The sequence below is a fragment of the Rhodopila sp. genome (assembly GCF_965277165.1).
Classification (GTDB): Bacteria; Pseudomonadota; Alphaproteobacteria; order Acetobacterales; family Acetobacteraceae; genus Rhodopila.
Genome location: NZ_CBDICE010000006.1, coordinates 2,161,236 through 2,183,196, shown reverse-complemented (window position 1 = coordinate 2,183,196; position 21,961 = coordinate 2,161,236). Strand labels below are relative to the sequence as shown.

Sequence of the window (21,961 nt, the reverse complement as noted above, 5' to 3'; positions counted from 1 at the left end):
CTATCTGTGCTAATCCGCGTGCATCTATGTTGAAATTCCGCGGCCGATACGGCCCCGGCTAAGCCAACCCCATCGCGGTCACCGCCAGATCGATCAGCTTGATACCGATGAACGGAGCGACGAGCCCGCCCAGCCCATAGATCAGCAGGTTGCGCCGCAGCAGCGCGGCAGCGCCGATCGGGCGGTACGGAATGCCCTTCAGGGCCAGTGGAATCAATGCCACGATAATCAGCGCGTTGAAGATGATCGCCGACAGGATCGCGCTCTGCGGATTGCTCAGCCGCATGACGTTCAGCGCCTGCAACTGCGGATAGATCACGATGAACATCGCCGGGATCATCGCGAAATACTTCGCGACATCGTTGGCGATCGAGAATGTGGTCAGCGCGCCGCGGGTCATCAGCAACTGCTTGCCGATCTCGACGATCTCGATCAGCTTGGTCGGATCGCTGTCGAGATCGACCATGTTGCCGGCCTCGCGCGCCGCCATCGTGCCGGTGTTCATCGCCACCCCGACATCGGCCTGCGCCAGGGCAGGGGCGTCATTGGTGCCGTCGCCGCACATCGCCACCAGCTTGCCCTGGGCCTGCTCGTCGCGGATCAGCTTCAGCTTGGCCTCCGGCGTAGCCTGCGCCAGGAAATCATCGACCCCCGCCTCGGCGGCGATCGCCGCGGCGGTCAACGGATTGTCGCCGGTGATCATCACCGTGCGGATCCCCATCCGGCGCAATTCGCTGAACCGCTCGCGGATGCCGCCCTTGACGATGTCCTTCAGGTAAATGACCCCCAGCAGCCTGCCGTCCTTGGCAACAGCCAGCGGCGTGCCACCGGCCCTGGCGATCTCCTCTGCCTTCGCGGTCAGTTCCTTCACCGAGGCGTCAGACACGGTGGGACGCACCGCCGTGGTCACCCCGCCGTTCTGCCCGCCGCTGCGCTGGGAGCGCACCCAGTTCAGCACCGCGTCCACCGCGCCCTTGCGGATCGACGATCCCTCAAAGTCGATGCCGGACAAACGTGTCTGCGCCGAGAACGCAACGAACTGCGCGCCCATCGGCGCCATCTCGCGCCCGCGGATGTCGTACTTCTCCTTCGCCAGCACCACGATCGAGCGTCCCTCCGGCGTCTCGTCGGGCAGCGAGGACAGTTGCGCGGCATCGGCCAGTTCGACCGGAGTGACACCGGACAGCGGAAAGAACTCGGTCGCCTGCCGGTTGCCCAGAGTGATCGTTCCGGTCTTGTCCAGCAGCAGCGTATCCACATCTCCCGCCGCCTCCACCGCTCGGCCTGACATCGCCAGGACGTTGAACCGCACCAGGCGGTCCATGCCAGCGATGCCGATCGCCGACAGCAGCGCGCCGATCGTGGTCGGAATCAGCGCGATGAAAAGCGCCACCAGGATGACCACCGAGATCGACCCCCCGGCATAGGTCGCGAAGCTGGGGATGGTCGCGACGGCGAATACGAAAATCAGCGTCAGGCCAGCAAGCAGGATGTTCAGCGCAATCTCGTTCGGCGTCTTCTGCCGCTCGGCGCCCTCCACCAGCGCGATCATCCGGTCCAGGAAGGTCGACCCCTGCGCGGCGGTGATGCGCACCTTGATCCAGTCCGACAGCACCCGCGTGCCGCCGGTCACGGCCGAACGGTCGCCGCCGCTTTCGCGGATCACCGGGGCGGATTCCCCGGTGATGGCGGATTCGTCGATCGAGGCGATGCCTTCGACTACCTCACCATCGCTGGGGATCAGTTCGCCGGCGGCAACCAGCACGAGGTCGTTCTGCCGCAAATCCGGCGCCGCCACGGTTTCGGTTCCCGTCGCGGTCACCCGGTTGGCCATGGTGTCGGTCCGCGCGCTGCGCAGTGACGCCGCCTGCGCCTTGCCGCGACCCTCGGCGACGGCTTCGGCCAGGTTGGCGAACAGCACGGTGATCCACAGCCACAGGATGATCTGGAAGGTGAAGCCGATATGCGCTCCCCCGGTCACCAGGTCGCGCAGGAAGATCACCGTGGTCAGGGTAGCCACGACCTCCACTACGAACATCACCGGATTGCGGATCATCAGCCGCGGGTCGAGTTTACGGAACGCCTGGCCGATCGCCGGCAGCAGGATGGCGGTGTCCAGCAGGCTGGACTTGGTATCGCGGGAGCGAGTTCTGGTGTCCATCTAAGGTGCCCTAACAGCATGATCATGCGCAGCGGAACGTTGAAGCGCGTGAATCATGCGACAAACAAAACGCTAGAAAGTGGTACCGGCGTGCATCGCCAGTTGCTCGACGACCGGTCCAAGCGCCAGTGCAGGCAGGAAGGTCAGCCCGCCGGTGATCAGGATCACGCCGACAACCAGGCCGACGAACAGCCCACCATTGGTCGGGAAGGTGCCGGCCGATGTCGGCACGATCTTCTTCGCCGCCAGCGACCCGGCAATCGCTAGCATCGGGATGATCATCAGGAAGCGGCCGATGAACATCGCCATGCCCAGCGTCGCGTTCCAGAACGGCGTGTTGGCCGACAGCCCGGCGAACGCGCTGCCGTTGTTGCCGGTCGCCGAGGTGTAGGCATACAGCGCCTCGGAAAACCCGTGCGGCCCGGCGTTCGAAAGCGCGCTCAGCCCGGGCTGGATCACCACCGCGACGGCGGTGAAACCAAGCATCGACAGCGGCAGGATCAGGATGCCGAGCATGGCCATCTTGACCTCCTTGGCTTCGAGTTTCTTGCCGAGGTATTCCGGCGTGCGCCCCACCATCAGCCCGGCCACGAACATCGCCACGATGACGAACAGCAGCATGCCATAAAGCCCTGACCCGACGCCGCCGAAGATGATCTCGCCCAGCATGATGTTGACCATCGGCACCATGCCGGCCAGCGGCGTAAGGCTGTCATGCATGTTGTTGACCGCGCCGCAGGACGCATCAGTGGTGATCGTGGTAAACAGCGCCGAGTTGGCGATGCCGAAGCGGACCTCCTTGCCTTCCATGTTGCCGCCCGCCTGCAACGCGCTGGCAGTCTGATCGACCCCAAGGTGCGCGAACAGCGGGTTGCCGGCGGCCTCCGACCAGTACGCCGTGGTCACGCCGGCCAGGAACAACACCCCCATCACCGCGAAGATCGCCCAGCCCTGGCGCTGGTCGCCGACCATGCGGCCGAACACGTTGGTTAGCGCCGCGCCGATCGAGAAGATCAACAGGATCTGGATCAGGTTGGTCAGCGCCGTCGGATTCTCGAACGGATGCGCGGAGTTGGCATTGAAGAAGCCGCCACCGTTGGTGCCCAGCATCTTGATCACCTCCTGCGAGGCGACCGGACCTTGGGCGATGATCTGCTTGCCGCCCTGCAGCGTGGTGACGTCGGTATAGGCGGACAGGTTCTGCGGCACGCCCTGCCACACCATAACCAGGCCGATCACGATACATATGGGCAGAAGTATATACAACGTGCAGCGCGTCAGATCGAGCCAGAAATTGCCCACACTCTGCGCCGAGCGGCGCGAAAACCCGCGGATCAGCGCCAGCGCCAGCGCGATGCCGGTGGCGGCGCTGACGAAGTTGTGCACCGTGAGCCCGGCCATCTGCACCAGGTAGCTCAGGGTAGTTTCCGGCACATAGGATTGCCAGTTCGTATTGGTTACGAAACTGACCGAAGTGTTGAACGCCAGATCGGGCGACACCGCGTCCAGGTGCTGCGGATTGAACGGCAGCGTCGCCTGCAGCCGTTGCAGCGCGTAAAGCACGACGAAGCCGGCAAAGGTGAATGCCAGCATGGCGACGGCATAGGTGATCCAGTGCTGCTCGTCCGCCTCATCGACGCCGCACAACCGATAAATGCCGCGCTCCAGCGGCCTGAGCAGCGGCGAAAGCGGTGTGCGCTCGCCGCCGAAGACGCGCGTCATGTAGCCCCCCAGCGGCTTGACCAGGAGCGTGAGCAGAACGCAGTACAGAGCGATCTGCAGCCAACCGTTGACTGTCATGGGAGTGGTGTTCCGGGCAATCTGGCGCGACCTAGAAGCGTTCGGGCTTGATCAGCGCGACGACGAGGTAGGCCAGGATGAAGACGGTCACCAAACCGCCCAGTGCGTAGTCCAGCATCATCGGCGTGGTCCTACAGGTGATCGCAGGCGAAGGCGTAAAGCACGCAGATGTAGAGAAACGCTGCGCCGGTGGCGATGAAGATCAGGTCGAGCATGGTCGTGTTTCCCTCGGGCGCCGCAACGCGGCCGCCGATTATTCAACGGGCCAGCAGATAGGCCGATGAACCTTAAGGAACCATGCGGTTTGTTCGGTCGCTATATAGTATTTCCATATAAACCGGGACCTCCCGGCAAGCCACCGGCGCTTAAACTAGAAGTGGATCGACCGCTTATAGGCGTCCAGCACCGCCTCGTGCATCGTCTCGCTCACCGTCGGATGCGGGAATACCGTATTGATCAGCTCGGTTTCCGTGGTCTCCAGCGTGCGAGCGATGGCGTAGCCCTGGATCATTTCGGTGACCTCGGCACCAACCATATGCGCCCCAAGCAGCTCCCCGGTCTTGCCGTCGAACACGGTCTTGATCATGCCCTCGGGCTCGCCCATGGCGATCGCCTTGCCGTTGCCGATGAACGGAAATTTCCCCACCTTGACCTCGTGCCCGCGCTCCTTGGCCCTGGCCTCGGTCAGCCCGACCGAAGCAACCTGCGGCCGGCAATACGTGCAGCCGGGAATGTTAAGCACGTCCATCGGATGCACATTGTTCAGGCCGGCGATCTTCTCCACACACAGCACCCCTTCATGACTCGCCTTGTGGGCCAGCCAGGGCGGCCCGGCAAGGTCGCCGATGGCATAAACGCCAGGCTCGCCGGTGCGGCAGTATTCGTCGATCACGACATGGCCGCGATCGACCTTCACCCCGGTGCCGTCCAGCCCGAGATGCTCGACGTTGCCGACGATCCCGACCGCGGAGATCACCCGATCGACGCTGATCTGCTGGCTTTTGCCGCCGGCTTCAACCGTTACGGTCACGTTGTCGGCGCCCTTCTTGACGGTCTTCACCGCGGCGCCGGTAATGATCTTCATGCCCTGCTTCTCGAACGCCTTGTGCGCGAAACTGGAAACCTCCTCGTCCTCGACGGCGAGAATGCGCGGCAACACCTCCACCACCGTCACCTTGGCGCCCATGTTGAGATAGAAGCTGGCGAACTCGATGCCGATCGCCCCCGATCCGATCACCAGCAGCGATTTCGGCATCATCGGCGGCACCATCGCGTCCTTGTACGACCAGATCAGTTTGCCGTCGGACTCGATCCCGGGAAGCTGCCGGGCGCGCGCGCCAGTCGCCAGGATGATATGCGGCGCTTTCAGCGTGGCTGTGTCCTTGCCGTCCTTGCTGACCGATACCGTCTGCTTGCCGGCCAGCTTTCCCGCACCGTCGAATACGGCGACCTTGTTCTTGCGCAACAGATGCGCGACGCCCGACGAAAGTTGTTTCGCAACCGCACGCGACCGTTTCACCACCTTGCCAATGTCGAAACGAGGCTCCACCGCGTCGAAACCGAAATCCCCGATATTGTGCAGCAGATGGTTGATCTCGCTGGTACGCAGCAGCGCCTTGGTCGGGATGCAGCCCCAGTTCAGGCAGATTCCCCCCAGGTGTTCGCGCTCCACCACCGCGGTCTTCATCCCCAGCTGGGCAGCACGGATGGCGGCGACATAGCCGCCGGGGCCGCCGCCAAGGATGATCAGGTCGAATGCTTGCTCAGCCATGCGAGGTTCCTTCTGCCAGCGCGGCGAGCGCGGCGCCGTCCAGCAATAACGTATGCCAATCCACGATCGATTCGGCACCAATACGACGATAGAACTCGATCGAGGGTCGGTTCCAGTTCAGCACACGCCATTCGACGCGGCTACAATTCTCCGCCACGGCCCGCCGCGCCAGTGTGCGCATCAGGGCGATGCCGATGCCGCTGCCGCGGTAGGCCGGATCGACGAACAGGTCTTCCAGGAAGATGTTCGGCCGCAACTTGAAGGTGTTCAGCGTATAATAGAACAGCGCGAGGCCCACCGGCTCGCCGGCAACCTCCGCCAGAAGTGCGTGAACGCGGGGCAGGGGCCCGAACAGCGCTTCGCGCATCTCGGCCTCGGTGGCGGTAACCTCATGGCCCAACCGTTCATACTCAGCCAACGCTCGGACCAGACGCAGGATGGGGCCAACGTCAGTCGCCGTGGCGTCACGGATCAAGACCCGAGGCCGTGCCGCAGGGTCGTTTTGAGACTGCACGTTAGTGCCGGGAGCCATGGCTCAATGCATCCGCCATCCCGGGAGCCGCCGCGGCCGTGATCGCGGCAACCATATTTCGAACGTATTGTTCCGTGGTGTAGCATCGCTCGAAACGTTCGAGTGCTTTTCCGGCCAACCGATCCCGCAGCGACGCGTCCTCAAGCAACCGCCGTATCGCCGTTCGCATTTGATGGACATCCCCGATATCGACGAATAATGCGTCCTCGGTGTCGGTGGCGTATTCAAGCGTCGTCGTGGTTCGGGTGACGACCACCGCCTTCCGCAACGCGCTCGCCTGCAGCAGCACCATTTGCCCAGCAGAAACATCATCGCTGGCGAGCGGAACGACGACGAACAAGGACTTGGCCAGCGTATCTATATAGTCGGGGCCGAAGCAGTCCCGCATCACCATGATCTGCCGACTTTGAATGATGCCGGCAACCGAACTCGCGAGATTGCAGATGATGCGCAACCTGCACGGCAGATCTTCGATGGCTTTCGCCAACGTCGTGTAGTCGCGCCCGGAACGACCGGCCGTAACAATGTCCGCGTTTTCGGTCCGGTTGCTGTATTTCGCGATCAGCGCCCGATGGTTCGTCACGGTCGTGCCATAAGGAACGCAAGCGAAGCGGCATCGCGCGCGAGGGAAGGCTGCGGCATATTGAACAGTTTCGGCATGAGAATGGCAGATGGCCACGTCGATCAACGAAAGTATAAAGCCGAAGTAGCCATGAGCTAGCGCGGTCAGCCTCCGCGATCGGCGCGGCGCAATAATCAACGTTTCAAATACGACAATCGTGCGAAGCCGCAGCAACATTCGAATGAGGCCGAAAATCAGCGCTTCGATATCGGACCCGACGACTGCCGCCACCGGACGCGGTCGGCTCAGCAGCAAGGACCGAATAGCGGAACCAAGCGCGACCCAGATCATCCGCGGATAAGCCACGAAAAGCCGCTCAGCCAATGTGGTGTAAGTCCGATCGACTACCGACGCAAAAAAGCGATGCGGTACCTGGCAACGGCGGAGCTCGACCGCAAACGGATGCTCGCTGACGTCATTGGCGTAATGTGGAAAGAAATGCAGCATCAGCGTGATTTTGCCAATGGAAGTCTGATCATGGGTCTGTTGCGCCCCGCTACAACAGCAAACTCAACGGATCCTCCACCACCTGCTTGAACGTCCGCATCCAGCTCGCCCCCAGCGCGCCGTCCGCAACGCGATGATCGACCGACAGCGTGCAGGTCATCACCGTCGCCACCGCAAGTTCGCCTGCGGCGTTCACCACCGGCCGCTTCTTACCCGCCGCCACCGCCAGAATCGCCGACTGCGGCGGGTTGATGATTGCGGTGAACGCCGACACCCCGAACATCCCCATGTTCGAGATCGAGAACCCGCCGCCCTGGAATTCCTCCGGCTTCAGCTTGCCGGCCCGCGCCCGGCCAGCCAGGTCCTTCATCTCCCGGCTGATCGTGGCCAGCCCCTTGGCATCCGCCTGGCGAATGATCGGCGTGATCAGCCCGTCCGGAATCGACACCGCGACGCTGATATCGACATCGTCGTAGAACGCCATGCCGTCCTCGGTCCAACTGGCGTTCACCGCCGGCACCTTGCGCAAGGTCGCTGCCGCCGCCTTGATCACCATGTCATTGATGGTGACCAGATAGGCGCCCGGCTGCTCCTTCGGCGGCGACTTGGCGTTCAACTGGCCCAGCAGCGCGATCATCGCATCGATCTCGATGTCCATCGAGACATAGAAATGCGGAATCGTCGCAGTCGACTCGCTCAGCCGCTTGGCGATGACCTTCCGCATCGACGTGTGCGGGATCAGCTTATGCGGTGCGCTAACCGCCGGCTGCGCTGCGGCACCGATCGGCGCGGCGGCGGGCGTGGCAATCGCCGGGGCCGGCATCGACGTCGCCGGCGCCGCAACCGCGCCGCCCTGCCGGGCCGCCTCGATATCGGCGCGCACGATCCGCCCGTTCGGCCCGCTGCCCTTCAGCCCAGACAACGCAATCCCCGCCTGTGCCGCCATGCGGCGCGCCAACGGCGAGGCAAATATCCGCTCACCGTCGGCGGCATGGCCATTGGCCGCCGCGGCGCCCTGTGCCTTCGGCGCCGGCGGTGCGGGGGCAGGACTGGCAGCCGGCTTCGGCTCGGCCGGCGGCGCGGCCTGGGCCGGTTTCGCCGCCGCCGCTGCCGGCGTCTGCTCGGGAACCGCCTCGCCATCATCCACCAGCACCGCGATCGGCGCGTTGACCTGCACGTTCGCGGTGCCGTCCTCGATCAGGATCTTCCCCAGCACGCCCTCATCGACGGCCTCGACCTCCATCGTCGCCTTGTCGGTCTCGATCTCGGCGATGACGTCACCGGCCTTGATCGTCTCGCCTTCCTTCTTCAGCCACCGCGCCAGCGTGCCTTCGGTCATCGTAGGGCTCAACGCCGGCATCAGGATATTGGTCGCCATAAGTAACGTTCCCCGCTCAGACGATTTTCCTTACCGCGTCCACCACCCAGCCCGGCTGCGGCAGCGCCAGCTTCTCCAGATTCGCCGCGTACGGCAGCGGTACATCGACCCCATGCACCCGAACCGGCGGCGCATCCAGCCAGTCGAACGCGTGCTCGATAATCTGCATCGCGACCTCCGCGCCGATGCCGGCGAACGGCCAGCCTTCCTCCACCGTCACCAACCGGCTGGTCTTCTTCACGCTGTCCACGATGGTCGCGGTGTCCAGCGGGCGCAGCGAGCGCAGATTGATCACCTCGGCCTCGACCCCCTGTTCCGCCAGCGCATCGGCAGCCTTCATCGCCACCCCGACCATGATGCTGAACGCCACGATCGTCACATGCTGGCCCACGCGCTCGACCTTGGCTCGGCCGATCGGCACGAGGAAATCCTCATCGACCGGGCAGTCGAAGGTCTGCCCATACAGAATTTCGTTCTCCAGCATGATCACCGGGTTGGGATCGCGGATCGCCGAGCGCAGCAGACCCTTGGCATCGGCCGACGACCACGGCGAGACCACCTTCAATCCCGGCACATGCGCATACCAACTGGCGTAGCACTGGGAGTGCTGCGCGCCGACGCGCGACGCCGCGCCGTTCGGCCCGCGCAACACGATCGGACAGCCCATCTGCCCGCCCGACATATAAAGCGTCTTGGCCGCGCTGTTGATGATCTGATCCATCGCCTGCATGGCGAAATTGAAGGTCATGAACTCGACGATCGGGCGCAGCCCGCTCAACGCCGCCCCCACCGACATCCCGGTGAAACCGTGTTCGGTGATCGGCGTGTCGATCACCCGCTTCGGCCCGAACTCGTCCAGCAACCCCTGGCTGATCTTGTAGGCACCCTGGTACTGGGCGACCTCCTCGCCGATCAGGAACACATCCGCGTCGCGGCGCATCTCCAGGGCAATCGCATCACGCAGCGCCTCGCGCACCGTCACCGGCTTGCTCGGCCCCCAATCCCGCTCCGGAGCCGGCACCGCCGCCAGCGCCTCCTGACGCTGCCCCTTGGCTCCCTGTTCGGCGATCGCCGCCGGGTCGGACCCTTGCGTCGCCACCTTCGGCAGCGCGGCGACCTCCGCCTTCGGGGCCTCCGCCGTCGAGACATCCTCCCCGTTCATGCTCAACACTGCGATCGGCGTGTTGACGGCAACCCCCTCGGTGCCTTCGCCCACCAGGATCCGGGCCAGCTTGCCCTCATCCACCGCTTCGACCTCCATCGTCGCCTTGTCGGTCTCGATCTCGGCGATCACGTCGCCGGCGCGGACGTCGTCGCCGACATCCTTCAACCAGCGTGCCAGCTTGCCTTCGGTCATCGTCGGTGACAGCGCCGGCATCAGGATCTGCGTCGCCATCGCTCAGCCCTCCAGCAACACGTCGGTATACAGTTCGGCAAGCTCAGGCTCCGCACTGGCCTGTGCGAAGTCGGTGGCGTCCTGGATGATGCCCTTGACCTCGTCATCGATCGACTTGATCTGCTTCTCCTCGACATCCAACTGCTCCAGCCGGCGCCGCGCGCTCTCGATGCAATCATGCTGGGTGCGCATCATCTGCACTTCCTCGCGGGTGCGATATTTCGCCGGGTCCGACATGGAATGGCCGCGATACCGATAGGTCTTCACCTCCAGCAGATAAGGACCCTTGCCGGCGCGGCAACGGGCCACCGCCGCCTCGGCTGCCTGCTTCACCGCCAGCACATCCATGCCATCGACCTGGGACCCCGGAATGCCCCACGGCGCGCCGTTCTTCGACAGGTCGTTACTGGCCGACGCGCGCTCGACCGAGGTGCCCATCCCGTACTTGTTGTTCTCGATCACATAGACCACCGGAAGCTTCATCAGCGCCGCCAGGTTGAAGCTCTCGAACACCTGCCCCTGGTTCGACGCCCCCTCGCCAAAATAGGTGATCGCAACCCGGTCGTTGCCGCGATACAGGTTGCTGAACGCCAGCCCGGTGCCCAGGCTGACCTGCGCCCCGACGATGCCATGGCCGCCGAAGAACTTCTTCTCCTTGCTGAACATGTGCATCGACCCGCCCTTGCCGCGAGAATACCCGCCGGACCGCCCGGTCAACTCCGCCATCACGCCGCGCGCTTCCATGCCGGTCGCCAGCATGTGGCCGTGATCACGGTAGGAGGTGATCACCTGGTCGCCATCGCCCAGCGCCAACTGCACCCCGACGACGACCGCTTCCTGCCCGATATACAGGTGACAGAACCCGCCGATCAGACCCATGCCGTAAAGCTGCCCGGCCTTCTCCTCGAAGCGCCGGATCAACAACATCGAGCGATACGCCTTCAGCAGCGTATCGCGGTCCACCGCGCCGTCCTTGGTCTTGCCGCGTTTTCTCGCCTCGGCCGCCTGCGCCATTTCGACGTTCTCCCGCTGGTGTGCCAGTCCGCTGCCCGCTCATTATCCGCTGCCCGCTCACTAGCGGTATATCGGTCCGTTCGACAAGCGCCCCAAGGCAGAACAGCTAAATGAATAGAGGTTGACCGCGAGCACGAAATTGCTGGTTGCGGCGCGGATGGTCAGTCCTTCCTGGGTCACCTCGGCTGGCAACAGCGATTGCGCGAGCTGCACGCGGTTCTGCACGTTGACCTGGTCGTATTTGTTGTTGTCCGGGATCGATGTTCGGGTCGGAGCCGATGGCGAAGGTCGCGGTGAAGATTGTAGGTACCGGAGCTGGAGCTGGTGCTCTGGTCGCAGAACATCCAGGTGGGGTCTTCATCTCGAATTACGCCTACATGCACCTGCAGCAGCCGATCGCACGCACCCCTGGCATCGGCAACACCCAGATCTTCGGCCAGCGCGAGTACGCGATGCGCATCTGGATGGACCCGGTGCGGATGACCGGCATGAACCTCACCGCATCCGACGTGATTGCCGCGATCCAGCGGCCGGACAAATTGGCCAACCGCCGGTTTCCCGGAGACCAGCAGCAGCAGCTGACTGTCATCACCCCAGGCGAGCTGACCACGCCGGAGGAGTTCGAGAACATCATCATCCGCGCCAACCAGAATGGCGGCGTGGTGCGGATCAAGGATATCGGCACCGTCGAGCTCGCGGCCCAACAGTACACCACCACGGCGGGACTCGACGGCAGTCCGTCCGCCACGCTGGCGCTGTATCAGACCCCGAACGCCAACGCCCTGGCTGTCGCCAGGTCCGTCGAACAGCAGATGAAGACGCTGTCGAAGCAGTTTCCGCCCGGCCTGAAATACGCCATCGTCTATAACGCGACCAACTTCGTCAGCGCCAATATCGTCGAAATCGTCCGCACCCTGGCGATCACCCTGGTGCTGGTGGTGCTGGTGGTGTTCCTGTTCCTGCAGGATTGGCGCGCCACGCTTATCCCGACGATCGCCATTCCGGTCTCGCTGATCGGCGTCTTCGCCGTCCTCTACGTGCTCGGCTACTCCGCCAACACCGTGGACCTGTTCGCCATCGTGTTGGCGATCACCCTGGTCGTGGATGACGCCATCGTCGTGGTCGAGAACGTGACCCGAACCCTGCAGCAGGACCCAAAACTCTCCGTCGCCGAGGCCACCAATGTCGCGATGGCCGAGATCACCGGGCCGGTCATCGCGACCACCCTGGTGCTGGTGGCGGTGTTCGCCCCTGTCGGCTTCGTCTCCGGCGTGACCGGCGCCCTCTACCGGCAGTTCGCGGTGACCATATCGGTATCGGTAGTGATTTCCGGAATCAACGCGTTGAGCCTCAGCCCGGCGCTCTGCGCCCTGCTGCTGCGGCCTCCGAAACCGACGCGATTCGTCGGCTTTCGCTGGTTCAACCGCGGATTTGGCGTCGCGCGGGACGGCTATGGCTGGGCGGTCGGCCTGTTGTCGCGCCGCCTGCTGCTCGGCTCGCTGGGCCTCGTCGTCGCCTTCGGCATCGGTTACCTGCTGCTCGAACGCACCCCAAGCGCCTTCCTGCCGGCCGAGGACCAGGGCTATTTCTTCGTCAACATCCAGACCCCCAACGGCGCCTCGCTGGGCCGCACCCAGGCAGTGGTGGACCAGGTCGGCAAGACCCTGCGCAACACACCGGGGGTCGCCCATTCCATCGAACTCGGCGGCTTCAGCATCGTCGCCGGCGCCCAGGAACCCAATGCCGGCACCGTCATCGCCATCATGAAGCCATGGGCAGGGCGAAGCGCCAGCGAGTCGATCCCCAGCGTGATCGCCAAGCTGGCACCGGTCTTCAATGCCATGCCCACGGCGCAGATCGTCAGTTTCAATCCGCCCGCCATTCCCGGGCTCAGCGCCGCCGGCGGCATCAACTACGTGCTGGAGGCGCGCAACGGCCAATCTCCAGCCGAACTCGCCGCCGCGTCCCGCGCGCTGATTTACGCAGCCAACCAGGACCCCAACCTCAGCTCCGTGTTCACCAGCTTCTCGGCCAGCATGCCGCAAATCCTGGTCACCGTTGACACCACCCGAGCCTCCCTGCTCGGGGTCACCCCCGCCGCGGTCTATGCCGTCTTGCAGGCCAACCTCGGCAGCCAGTTCGTCAACCTGTTCAACTACCAGAACTTCGTCTTCCAGGTCATCGTCCAGGCGCAACAGCAGTTCCGTAACCAGGTCAACGACATCGGCCAGTTGTACGTGCGCAGCAGCAGCGGCGCCATGGTGCCGCTGAACGCCCTGGTGAAGATCACCACCGTGCAGGGCGCCGACTCGATCAACGCCTACAACGAGTATCCCGCCGTGCTGGTCAACGGCTCCGCCAGCGCCGGCAAAAGCAGCGGGCAGGCCATCGCCGCCATGGAACAGGTCGGCACTCAGCATTTGCCCCAGGGGTTCGGCTATGACTGGACCGGAATGTCCTATCAGGAACTCCAATCGGCCGGCCAGGAATCGGCGGCGTTCGTGTTCGCCGTGATCTTCTCCTACCTGTTCATGGTGGCCCTGTATGAGAGCTGGACATTGCCGCTCTCCGTCGTGCTGCCGGTCATTTTCGCGGTGATCGGCGGCTTGCTTGCGTTGATGGTGCGCGGCATGGCGCTGGATGTATACGGACAGATCGGCCTGGTGCTGCTGATCGGGCTGGCCGCCAAGAACGCCATCCTGATCGTGGAATTCGCCAAGGACCGGCTGGAGCGCGGCGACATCACCGTCATGCAGGCCGCCGACGAGGGCGCAAGGACCCGCTATCGTCCGGTGATGATGACCGCCCTGGCCTTCATCATCGGGGTCATCCCGCTGGTGATCGCCACCGGCGCGGGGGCCGGCGGCCGGGTATCAATCGGCACCACCGTCTTCGGCGGCATGATTTTGGCCTCGTTCGTCGGCACCTTGTTTGTGCCGATGTTGTTCGTCGGGTTCGAGGTGCTCAGCGACCGGGCATCGAGGCTGTTCCGGCGCCGCTCCACCGAACACCCCGCGGAATAGCGGCGCCGTGGCGTAGCAACTGCTGCCATGGCAGTCCTTGCCCGCCCTGCTCATCTCATTCCGCCCGCGAACCCGGACCGGTCCACAGCGCCGCCAGTTCAGCGTGGTTGGTCAGCCAGCAGTGCGGTTTTTGCCTGACCACCGCCAGCGCATCCAGCAACGCCAGCGCGCCAAAAGGCCGCCCAAAGACATGCGCATGAACCGTGACGTCCAGGCACGCATACGGGCATCCCAATCGCGGCCACCCATCGACGATCCGGGTCAGAATTCGGGTGAACGCATCGGGCTCGTTTCCGTATCGAACATACAGCGGCATGTCATTCACCTCCATGGTGAACGGCACCCCGACCAGAGCCCCCGACGGCGTTCGGATCAGATACGGCAGATCGGCATCGAACATATCCGCATGAAAACCAAACCCCTGCGCCGCTAGCAGCCCCGACGTCGCCGCGCTTGGAGTACACCGCGGACTGAGCCAGCCCAGCGGCGGCGACCCAGCCGCGCGACCGATCATATCAACGCAACGCGCGATATCGGCGGCCTCCTGCTCCGGGCTCAGATAGGCCGGCAGGGTGCCCTGGCTCCAGCCGTGCGCCGCCACCGGATGACCGCGCCCGGCGATCGACGCCGCCAGCGCCGGGAACTGCTCCGCCACCACACCCGAGGTATAGAACACCGCCTTCACCGCTTCCCGATCCAGCAGATCGAGCAACCGCCAGCCGCCCACCTTGGCGCCATAATCCGCCCACGATCGCGCCTGCAGATCCACCGTGCCGGGCTTCAGCAGATTGCCCATCGGTCCCATCCCCGGAGCATCCGGCGCCGCCCAACCCTCCAGCATCACGCTGACCGAAACCGCCAACGGCCGGTCCGCCGGCCATCCAGGTGGCACCCGGTTATGTTCCATCTGCTCTCTCCACCCGCAGCCGAACCGGCGACGATCGGCCTGATCCCGCCGGACGCGACGCATCGCCCGGCAGTCCGACCGCGCAATACTCAATCCTGCGAAAACACTCCGGACTTTCCACCGTCCTTGTGCGTCACCCGCAGCCCCTCGATCCGCATCGCGCGATCCACCGCCTTGCACATGTCATACACCGTCAGTGCCGCCACGCTCGCCGCCGTCAACGCCTCCATCTCCACCCCGGTCTGCCCCGTGGTGCGCACGGTCGCGACGATGTCCACCGCGTTCGCCGCCGCATCAGCCGCCAGATCGACCGTTACCGCTGAAATCGGCAGCGGATGGCACAGCGGGATCAACTCCGAGGTCCGCTTCGCCGCCATGATCCCGGCCAGCCGAGCCACGCCGAGAACATCGCCCTTCTTCGCCGACCCCTGCTGGATCATCGCCAGCGTCGCCGCCGCCATCACCACCCGAACCCGAGCGGTCGCGGTCCGCGCGCTCACCGCCTTGTCCGACACATCGACCATCGCGGCGTTCCCAGCCTGATCGAAATGACTGAAACCACTCATCAGATACCGTCGCCCAGCAATTCCCGCACCGCCTGCGACACATCGGTCTGGCGCATCAGGCTCTCACCTACCAGGTAGCAGTTCGGTCCGACCGCCGACAGCCGTCGCAGGTCGTCGGTGTCGCGGATCCCGCTCTCGGCGATCAGGAAACGGTCCGGCGGCACCAGCGGGGCCAGCGTCTCGGTCACGCCCAGGTCGGTCTTCAGCGTCTTCAGGTTGCGGTTATTGATCCCGATCAGCGAAGTCTCCAGCAACAGCGCCCGATCCAGCTCCTCACGATCGTGAACCTCGACCAGCACATCCATGTCCAGGCTCATGGCAACCTGCTCCAGTTCCCGCGCCATCGCATCCGTCAGCGCCGCCATGATCAGCAGGATGCAGTCCGCCCCCATCGCTCGGCTCTCATGGACCTGCCACGGATCGAGCATGAAATCCTTCCGCAGCACCGGCAGCTTCACCGCCGCGCGCGCCGCTTTCAGGTGTTCGGGGTCGCCCTGGAAATGCAACCGTTCGGTCAGCACCGACAGACACGCCGCGCCGCCCGCCTCGTACGCCCGCGCAAGCCATGCCGGATCGAAGTCCGGCCGGATCAACCCACCCGACGGCGACGCCTTCTTGATTTCCGCGATCAGACCATAGCGACCGCTGGCCGAGGCCTGCTTCAGCGCATAGCCGAAGCCGCGCGGCGCATCGTGCGCCGCCGCGATCTCCTGGCGCAGCACGTCGACCCCGCGCCTGGCCTTGCGTATCGCCACATCCGCTCGCGCCTCGTCGCATATTCGGGCGAGCACATCCGGCATCGAGCCTATATCGTCCGCCATCAAGCCTCCCCATGCACGATCGCCCGAGCGGAACCGGTCCAGCGCGCCATTCGCGCGATCAAACCCCGGCGCGCCAATCGAGCGATCAAACAAAATCCTAAACCATATGCAACCCGCCCGGTCAGGCCGAAACTGGTTGAGCTCACGATGCGATGAGACCGCCCACCCGCCGCAAGCTCTGCAACGCAGCATGGGCGGCCCCGGATGCGATCGAACCCGCCGCCAACGAAACACCTTCGCGCAAGTCATCGGCTCGGGCCGCGATGATCAGCGCAGCCCCGGCATTCAGCAGTACGGTATCACGGTAGGCGCCCGGAGCCCCCTGCAGGACCGCTTCCAGCGCGGCCGCGTTGAACGCCGCATCGCCCCCCTCGATCGCCGCCACCGGCGCGCGCGGCAGCCCGGCGTCCTCGGGGTGCACGACGAAGCTGCTGATCGCCCCGTCCCGCAGCGCGGTCACCTGGTTCGGTCCGGCGACCGAAAGTTCATCGAGACCCATCCCATGCACGATCCACGCCGCCTCATGCCCAAGTGCTGCCAGTGTCTCCGCCATCGGTCGGGTCCAGTCGGGTGCAAACACCCCGGTCAGTTGCCGTCGCACCCGCGCCGGATTGGCCAGCGGGCCCAGCAGGTTGAAGATGGTCCGGGTGCCCAGTTCGACCCGCGGTCCGGCTGCATGGCGCATCGAGGGATGATGTCGCGGCGCGAACAGGAACACGCAACCCGCCTCGGCCAGGATAACGGACAGCGACTCGATCGGCGCATCCACGTTGATCCCAAGCGCGCTCAGCACGTCGGCTCCGCCAGTGCGCGACGACAGCGCTCGGTTGCCGTGCTTGGCGACCGGAACGCCGCAGCCGGCGACGACGAAGGTCACCGCCGAGGACACGTTCAGCGTACCCGCTCCGTCGCCGCCCGTGCCGCAAACGTCGATCGCCCCGGCCGGCGCGTCGATCGCGGTCATCCGCGCTCGCATCGCGCGCACCGCGCCGGTGATCTCGGCCACCGTCTCGCCGCGCAGCCGCATCGCCATCAGCAACGCGCCGATCTGCGCCGGCGTCGCCTCGCCCGACATGATGATGTCGAACGCCACCTCCGCCCGGTCCTCGGTCAGCGTTTCGCCGGCGGCGAGTCGGGCGATCAGCGGTTTCAGGTTGGCGGACAAAAACTTAGCCGTTACGCAGGGGCGCGTTGCTGCCGCGCGCCAGGGTCAGGAAGTTGGCCAGGATGGTGTGGCCGCACTCGCTGGCGATGCTCTCGGGGTGGAACTGCACGCCCCAGACCGGCAGCGTGCGATGGCGCATCGCCATGATCAGCCCATCCTCGGTCCAGGCGCTGACCGCCAGGTCGTCGGGCAGGGTGTCGCGCTCGACCATCAGGCTGTGATAGCGCGTGGCGCGGAACGGGCAGGGCAGGCCGGCCAGGATATCGCTGTCGGCATGGACGATTGCGCTGACCTTGCCGTGCATCGGTTGCGGCGCGCGCACCACCTTTCCGCCGAACGCCTGCCCGATCGCCTGGTGTCCCAGGCATACGCCAAGCAGCGGCACCGAACCGGCCGCTGCGGTAATCAGCTCGAGGCAGATGCCGGCTTCGGTCGGGGTGCACGGACCCGGCGACAGCACGATCGCCTCCGGCCGCATCGCCATCGCCTCGGCCACCGAAAGCTTGTCGTTGCGCCACACCTGGCAGTCGAATTTGCCGTCCCGGGCGCCGACATCGCCCAGGAAATGGTAAAGGTTGAAGGTGAAGCTGTCGTAGTTGTCGATGAGCAGGATCATAACGACGCATCTTTGGTCTGCAGGGCGCGGCGGTCAATCGCCGATCGAGGTAAGGACGTCGACCATGTAAGGGTCCTGCGGATGCAGCGTAACGTCATTACTGGATGCCCGGCTGCAGAAAACTCCACGAGGTCCAGATATTGCGCGCGCGTTTTTGGGCTAGAGTCCGTTACCCGGGCCGGCTTTGCGGCGAACCGGCCAGATCGAGGTACCTTCGGACGTTTTCGCCGCGGAGGTCGAGCGATCGCGGCGCTACCGGCAGGGGGTACTCAACGGCACGCAGCTACGACCGCTGATCCGCGCCTCTCGGCGTTACTGGGTTACGCTCCAGCTGACGTTGTAGTTTGAGTTTGATCCACACCCCGACGGCGAATTCACTCCAGGATGATTTTCGGGGGGAGGCGCATATTTTCGACCGTTCGTGGTCTGGGACTGAAGAAACGCCCCACTTAAGATATGAACACCCGACGCCACCGGGCCGTCGCAATCAGGGAAGGCAATGTTCCACCCAGCGACCACCAGCCACCCTGCCAGTGCGCTGAGGGCGCTTCCTACTAGGGGAACTGGAATCAAGATCTGCAGGAGGCCGCTGATGGCCGCCCCGAGGGCTGTACCGCCGGTCGTCGCAAGAGCCGTCACTGCTGCGTTTGCTATTTTCTCCGATGCTTGCTGTAGATAGGCTGACACTGAAGTTTCGCCCTGGGAACTGTTGATTATTTGGTATGAAAGTATCACGTTGTCAGTCGCGGCCACTTGGATATTATTAAATGCTAATGTTGTCGAGTAGGTTCCGTTCCTCAGGTTTCCCATGCTTTGGGTTTTTACCTGTGCCGGGTTGTCTCCCACTGTCACGCTGAGCGAAGCGTAATCGGTATCAGAGGATGTGCTAAAGATATTTCCGGAACGAGTGTTTAGGATTTGAAAGTTGTCGAGCGAGAACGTGAAGGTGGATGTGCTCGCGGCTCCCGACGCGGTAACGCCTGCGAGTACAAAGCTCTCCCAACCGGCCACGCTGGTTCCATCGGTATGAATGGGCATCGTATTAGGACCACCAACACCGCCCCCGTTTACGGAAGTAAGATAGTTTCCATTACTCGTTTGAATTTGGACCGTTGGTGGATTAGCGGTGTCGTCTAGGTTGAAGGTGAATGTTTCCCAACCACCCTGCGTGGTGGCATCAGAGTGGACAGGAGATGTGCCATCGTTTGGACCCCCAATCCCGCCACCGTTGACCGCAGTCACGAAATTTCCGGACAACGTCTGCAGCGAAAAACTGTTCCCGCTGACGATTCCGGAAACATTTCCATTTGTTACGACTCGAAAAGTTTCCCATTTACCCGCCGCGGTAGCGTCTGTATGTAAGGCAACTACGGCAGGGCCAGCATCGGGGCCGCCGAGGCCGCCGCCATTCACTGCGGTGAGAAAGAAGCCATTGGTTGTCTTTATGGCGGCGCGAAATGTTTGCATAGTAAATCGCTCCTTCTGGTTCCGAACCACCGTGTGATCGTTAAAGTAATCAAAGCAAACTGGCCTGTTCGTCGTCCCGTAGTGTTAAAGTAAATTCGGAGAATTGTGTTCATATATAGATAGAAACCTGTCTTCAATTTTTCATTCGCTGAATTGGCGCCCCGACGATGCTATTGCAGTTACCTGCAAGTCGGAACAATCATCGGCTTTCCCGATTGTAGCCCAGCGACCAATCTCGTCTGCTGCAAATTGTGAGTTAACATTAGCTGTTGGCTGCTAGACTTCGCATCGTCAAAAGTGACTACGACTGCATTAGATCGCGCGTCTGCTGCTTTTTTGGGAACCGCTGGCTATCACATCTGCGTGCACTATGCTAATGAGTTTGGAGATGCGATGGGCTCCGGTTGTGTCTAGAAGTCTTCGAATTTGTGCCCGCACCGTATAGATGCTGGTGGAGCGGGCCGTGGCGATCTCCTGCGGTGCTCGCCCGCTCGCGAGCGCCGCTGCCACCTCGGCTTCCGCCAACGTGCATCCCAGTTTCAGACGGATCGCGGAAGGGTCCGGAGTCTGCCGTTGTTTCGATCTCTCTACGAACAGCAGGGCGCACCCTGTTTGTCGCTGACTGAATGGGTTGTCGCACGCGACGCCGGCAGGGACGACGTGAACCACTGCTGACCTCAAGCCGGCCAATACTAGAGGGATTTCCCCACCAGCACGGCCATTGCAGGCCTGCCCAATCAGCGCGCGGAGGCGTCCTGTTGTTGCATCATCACCCAGTCGGACCAGCCCGTCCTCGGTCAGCCGAATACTATCTCCGTCGGCCAGCATCTCGGCGCCAGCCTCTGAATGGTCAATAACCCGCGCTTCACTTCTTACCATTACGCAGATCATGCCTTCGCGGTCAACCGCCTGCCGTAACAATAATCCCTGTTCAATTCCTTCTTTGAGCACGGCGCCTATGCGCACCGCTCGGCGGAGATGAGCTATCATCGGCGCCCACTCCATCAGCCGCTCACGCTTAAGCGGCGTGTTGCGAGTGTGTACATCCAAGACCGCGAGAGAGTGTTGATCGTTTACCAGCGTCACTCCGGATTGATACCGACCGCCGGCTGGAACTAGAAAATCCTGGAAATAGGAGCTTCGCGAAACGAAATCTGCCGATATGAACTCATGGCACTGTAGGATTGTACCAGGTGGCCCCACCGCATTTCCTGAAGTAGGTATTAGGGGGTCGAGAGCATACCACTCATTCATGTAGCGATCGGCGGCGGTGGGATCCATATGCCGCGTGCCGCTTATTTTGAGACGCGGCCGAACCCCGCCAATAAGTTCCGGAGCCTTGTCCAGCACGACGACATGAGCGCCCACTCCGCCAATGGCGTCCGCGAGCGTAGCAAACACCGTAGACCACTGTGTGGGATCCAACGCGGCATCGTAGATGAGACCGAGCAGTTGGTCAGCACCATCCATGAGGTGGATCCTCTTTTAAGGCCAACTAAACTGTATCCTCTGGCTAGCCTTGCACCTCGCCGGCTAATCGCCAAACTGCTCCGCAGCGACCACCGAGGCTCTCATGGCCGATGACGATGTGCCGTTCACCGGCAAAATCCGCGACAAGCTGATCGAGCGCAAGCAGGACTGGGCCCGGCAGGGCCGGCTGTTGACCGGCACCACGGCGGATCCGGATCACGACCGACTGCCCCCCGGTCAGCGCCTGGTCAAGGATTGGCCGGTGCTCGACCTGGGCGCCCAGCCCGATGTCACCGAAGCCAAGTTCCGCCTCGATGTCGATGGCGCGGTGGCCAACCGTCTCAGTCTGCGACTGCATGAGTTCATGGCTCTGCCGCAGACCGAGCAGGCGTCCGACATCCACTGCGTTACCCAGTGGTCGCGCTACGACAACCACTGGAAGGGGGTCTCGGCCCAGGCGCTGCTGCGGATCGTCCAGCCGTCGTCGGAGGTGAACCATGTGATCTTCACCGCCCACGACGGCTACACCGCCAATATCCGGCTGCACCAGTTCGACCAGCCTGACGTATTGCTGGTGCATCAATGGCAAGGCCGCCCGATCAGCCGCGAGCATGGCGGCCCGGTGCGCATGCTGGTGCCGCGGCTCTATCTCTGGAAGTCAGCCAAGTGGCTCCGCCGCATCCACTTCACCATCAGCGATCACCCCGGATTTTGGGAGCGCCGGGGCTACCACAACGACGCCGACCCCTGGCAGGAAGAACGTTACGATTGAAACCGGCCGCCGGCATTTAGCGGTCGCGCGCGC

General features: G+C 63.6%; 19 protein-coding genes. 2 read left to right on the top strand and 17 right to left on the bottom strand.

Annotated elements, in window-relative coordinates; genetic code table 11:
• Positions 1-58: 58 nt before the first annotated feature.
• The 10 genes from kdpB to ACQY4Y_RS22190 form a co-directional block, all read right to left on the bottom strand.
• Positions 59-2,161, bottom strand: a complete 2,103-nt coding sequence (kdpB, locus tag ACQY4Y_RS22235; protein WP_428492751.1) for a potassium-transporting ATPase subunit KdpB — start codon at positions 2,159-2,161, stop codon at positions 59-61.
• Between the two features lie 72 nt (positions 2,162-2,233).
• Positions 2,234-3,961: a potassium-transporting ATPase subunit KdpA gene (gene kdpA, locus ACQY4Y_RS22230; RefSeq protein WP_428492750.1), complete on the bottom strand. Its 1,728-nt coding sequence runs from the start codon at positions 3,959-3,961 to the stop codon at positions 2,234-2,236.
• Between the two features lie 31 nt (positions 3,962-3,992).
• Positions 3,993-4,082 carry a K(+)-transporting ATPase subunit F gene (gene kdpF / locus ACQY4Y_RS22225; RefSeq protein ID WP_428492749.1) on the bottom strand — a complete coding sequence of 30 codons (90 nt, stop codon included), beginning with the start codon at positions 4,080-4,082 and terminating at the stop codon, positions 3,993-3,995.
• A gap of 249 nt (positions 4,083-4,331) precedes the next feature.
• Positions 4,332-5,732 carry a dihydrolipoyl dehydrogenase gene (lpdA, locus tag ACQY4Y_RS22220; RefSeq protein WP_428492748.1) on the bottom strand — a complete coding sequence of 467 codons (1,401 nt, stop codon included), beginning with the start codon at positions 5,730-5,732 and terminating at the stop codon, positions 4,332-4,334.
• Positions 5,725-6,264: an N-acetyltransferase family protein gene (locus ACQY4Y_RS22215; RefSeq protein ID WP_428492747.1), complete on the bottom strand. Its 540-nt coding sequence runs from the start codon at positions 6,262-6,264 to the stop codon at positions 5,725-5,727. Before ACQY4Y_RS22215 ends, lpdA begins: the two co-directional genes overlap by 8 nt.
• A complete protein-coding gene (locus tag ACQY4Y_RS22210; protein WP_428492746.1) occupies positions 6,248-7,333 on the bottom strand; it encodes a glycosyltransferase in 1,086 nt (361 codons plus the stop codon). The genes ACQY4Y_RS22215 and ACQY4Y_RS22210 overlap by 17 nt, the downstream gene beginning before the upstream one ends.
• Before the next feature lie 49 nt (positions 7,334-7,382).
• Positions 7,383-8,711, bottom strand: a complete 1,329-nt coding sequence (locus ACQY4Y_RS22205) for a pyruvate dehydrogenase complex dihydrolipoamide acetyltransferase (protein WP_428492745.1) — start codon at positions 8,709-8,711, stop codon at positions 7,383-7,385.
• Positions 8,712-8,727: 16 nt separating this feature from the next.
• Positions 8,728-10,107 carry a pyruvate dehydrogenase complex E1 component subunit beta gene (locus tag ACQY4Y_RS22200; protein ID WP_428492744.1) on the bottom strand — a complete coding sequence of 460 codons (1,380 nt, stop codon included), beginning with the start codon at positions 10,105-10,107 and terminating at the stop codon, positions 8,728-8,730.
• Positions 10,108-10,110: 3 nt separating this feature from the next.
• A complete protein-coding gene (gene pdhA / locus ACQY4Y_RS22195; protein WP_428492743.1) occupies positions 10,111-11,121 on the bottom strand; it encodes a pyruvate dehydrogenase (acetyl-transferring) E1 component subunit alpha in 1,011 nt (336 codons plus the stop codon).
• A 60-nt stretch (positions 11,122-11,181) separates the two neighbouring features.
• The gene (locus ACQY4Y_RS22190; RefSeq protein ID WP_428492742.1) at positions 11,182-11,346 is read right to left on the bottom strand and encodes a hypothetical protein; all 165 of its coding nucleotides are present in this window, start codon (positions 11,344-11,346) and stop codon (positions 11,182-11,184) included.
• Between the two features lie 53 nt (positions 11,347-11,399).
• On the opposite strand from ACQY4Y_RS22190, the gene ACQY4Y_RS22185 reads away from it, so the two are divergent.
• Complete coding sequence (locus ACQY4Y_RS22185; RefSeq protein ID WP_428492741.1) at positions 11,400-14,144, top strand: efflux RND transporter permease subunit; 2,745 nt, start codon at positions 11,400-11,402, stop codon at positions 14,142-14,144.
• 55 nt (positions 14,145-14,199) lie between these two features.
• Here the strand turns inward: ACQY4Y_RS22185 and ACQY4Y_RS22180 are convergent, their stop codons facing one another.
• The 7 genes from ACQY4Y_RS22180 to ACQY4Y_RS22150 form a co-directional block, all read right to left on the bottom strand.
• Complete coding sequence (locus ACQY4Y_RS22180; protein ID WP_428492740.1) at positions 14,200-15,051, bottom strand: polysaccharide deacetylase family protein; 852 nt, start codon at positions 15,049-15,051, stop codon at positions 14,200-14,202.
• A gap of 89 nt (positions 15,052-15,140) precedes the next feature.
• Positions 15,141-15,617, bottom strand: a complete 477-nt coding sequence (gene moaC / locus ACQY4Y_RS22175) for a cyclic pyranopterin monophosphate synthase MoaC (RefSeq protein ID WP_428492739.1) — start codon at positions 15,615-15,617, stop codon at positions 15,141-15,143.
• Entirely contained in the window at positions 15,617-16,438 is an 822-nt protein-coding gene (gene trpC / locus ACQY4Y_RS22170) for an indole-3-glycerol phosphate synthase TrpC (protein WP_428492738.1), read from the bottom strand. Before trpC ends, moaC begins: the two co-directional genes overlap by 1 nt.
• A gap of 142 nt (positions 16,439-16,580) precedes the next feature.
• Entirely contained in the window at positions 16,581-17,603 is a 1,023-nt protein-coding gene (trpD, locus tag ACQY4Y_RS22165) for an anthranilate phosphoribosyltransferase (RefSeq protein ID WP_428492737.1), read from the bottom strand.
• Positions 17,604-17,607: 4 nt separating this feature from the next.
• On the bottom strand, positions 17,608-18,219 hold the full coding sequence (locus ACQY4Y_RS22160) for an anthranilate synthase component II (protein WP_428492736.1): 612 nt from the start codon (positions 18,217-18,219) through the stop codon (positions 17,608-17,610).
• 312 nt (positions 18,220-18,531) lie between these two features.
• Positions 18,532-19,686, bottom strand: a complete 1,155-nt coding sequence (locus tag ACQY4Y_RS22155) for a fascin domain-containing protein (protein WP_428492735.1) — start codon at positions 19,684-19,686, stop codon at positions 18,532-18,534.
• A 312-nt stretch (positions 19,687-19,998) separates the two neighbouring features.
• On the bottom strand, positions 19,999-21,156 hold the full coding sequence (locus tag ACQY4Y_RS22150) for a hypothetical protein (protein ID WP_428492734.1): 1,158 nt from the start codon (positions 21,154-21,156) through the stop codon (positions 19,999-20,001).
• Between the two features lie 103 nt (positions 21,157-21,259).
• On the opposite strand from ACQY4Y_RS22150, the gene ACQY4Y_RS22145 reads away from it, so the two are divergent.
• Positions 21,260-21,928, top strand: a complete 669-nt coding sequence (locus tag ACQY4Y_RS22145; protein WP_428492733.1) for a sulfite oxidase-like oxidoreductase — start codon at positions 21,260-21,262, stop codon at positions 21,926-21,928.
• Positions 21,929-21,961: the final 33 nt, after the last annotated feature.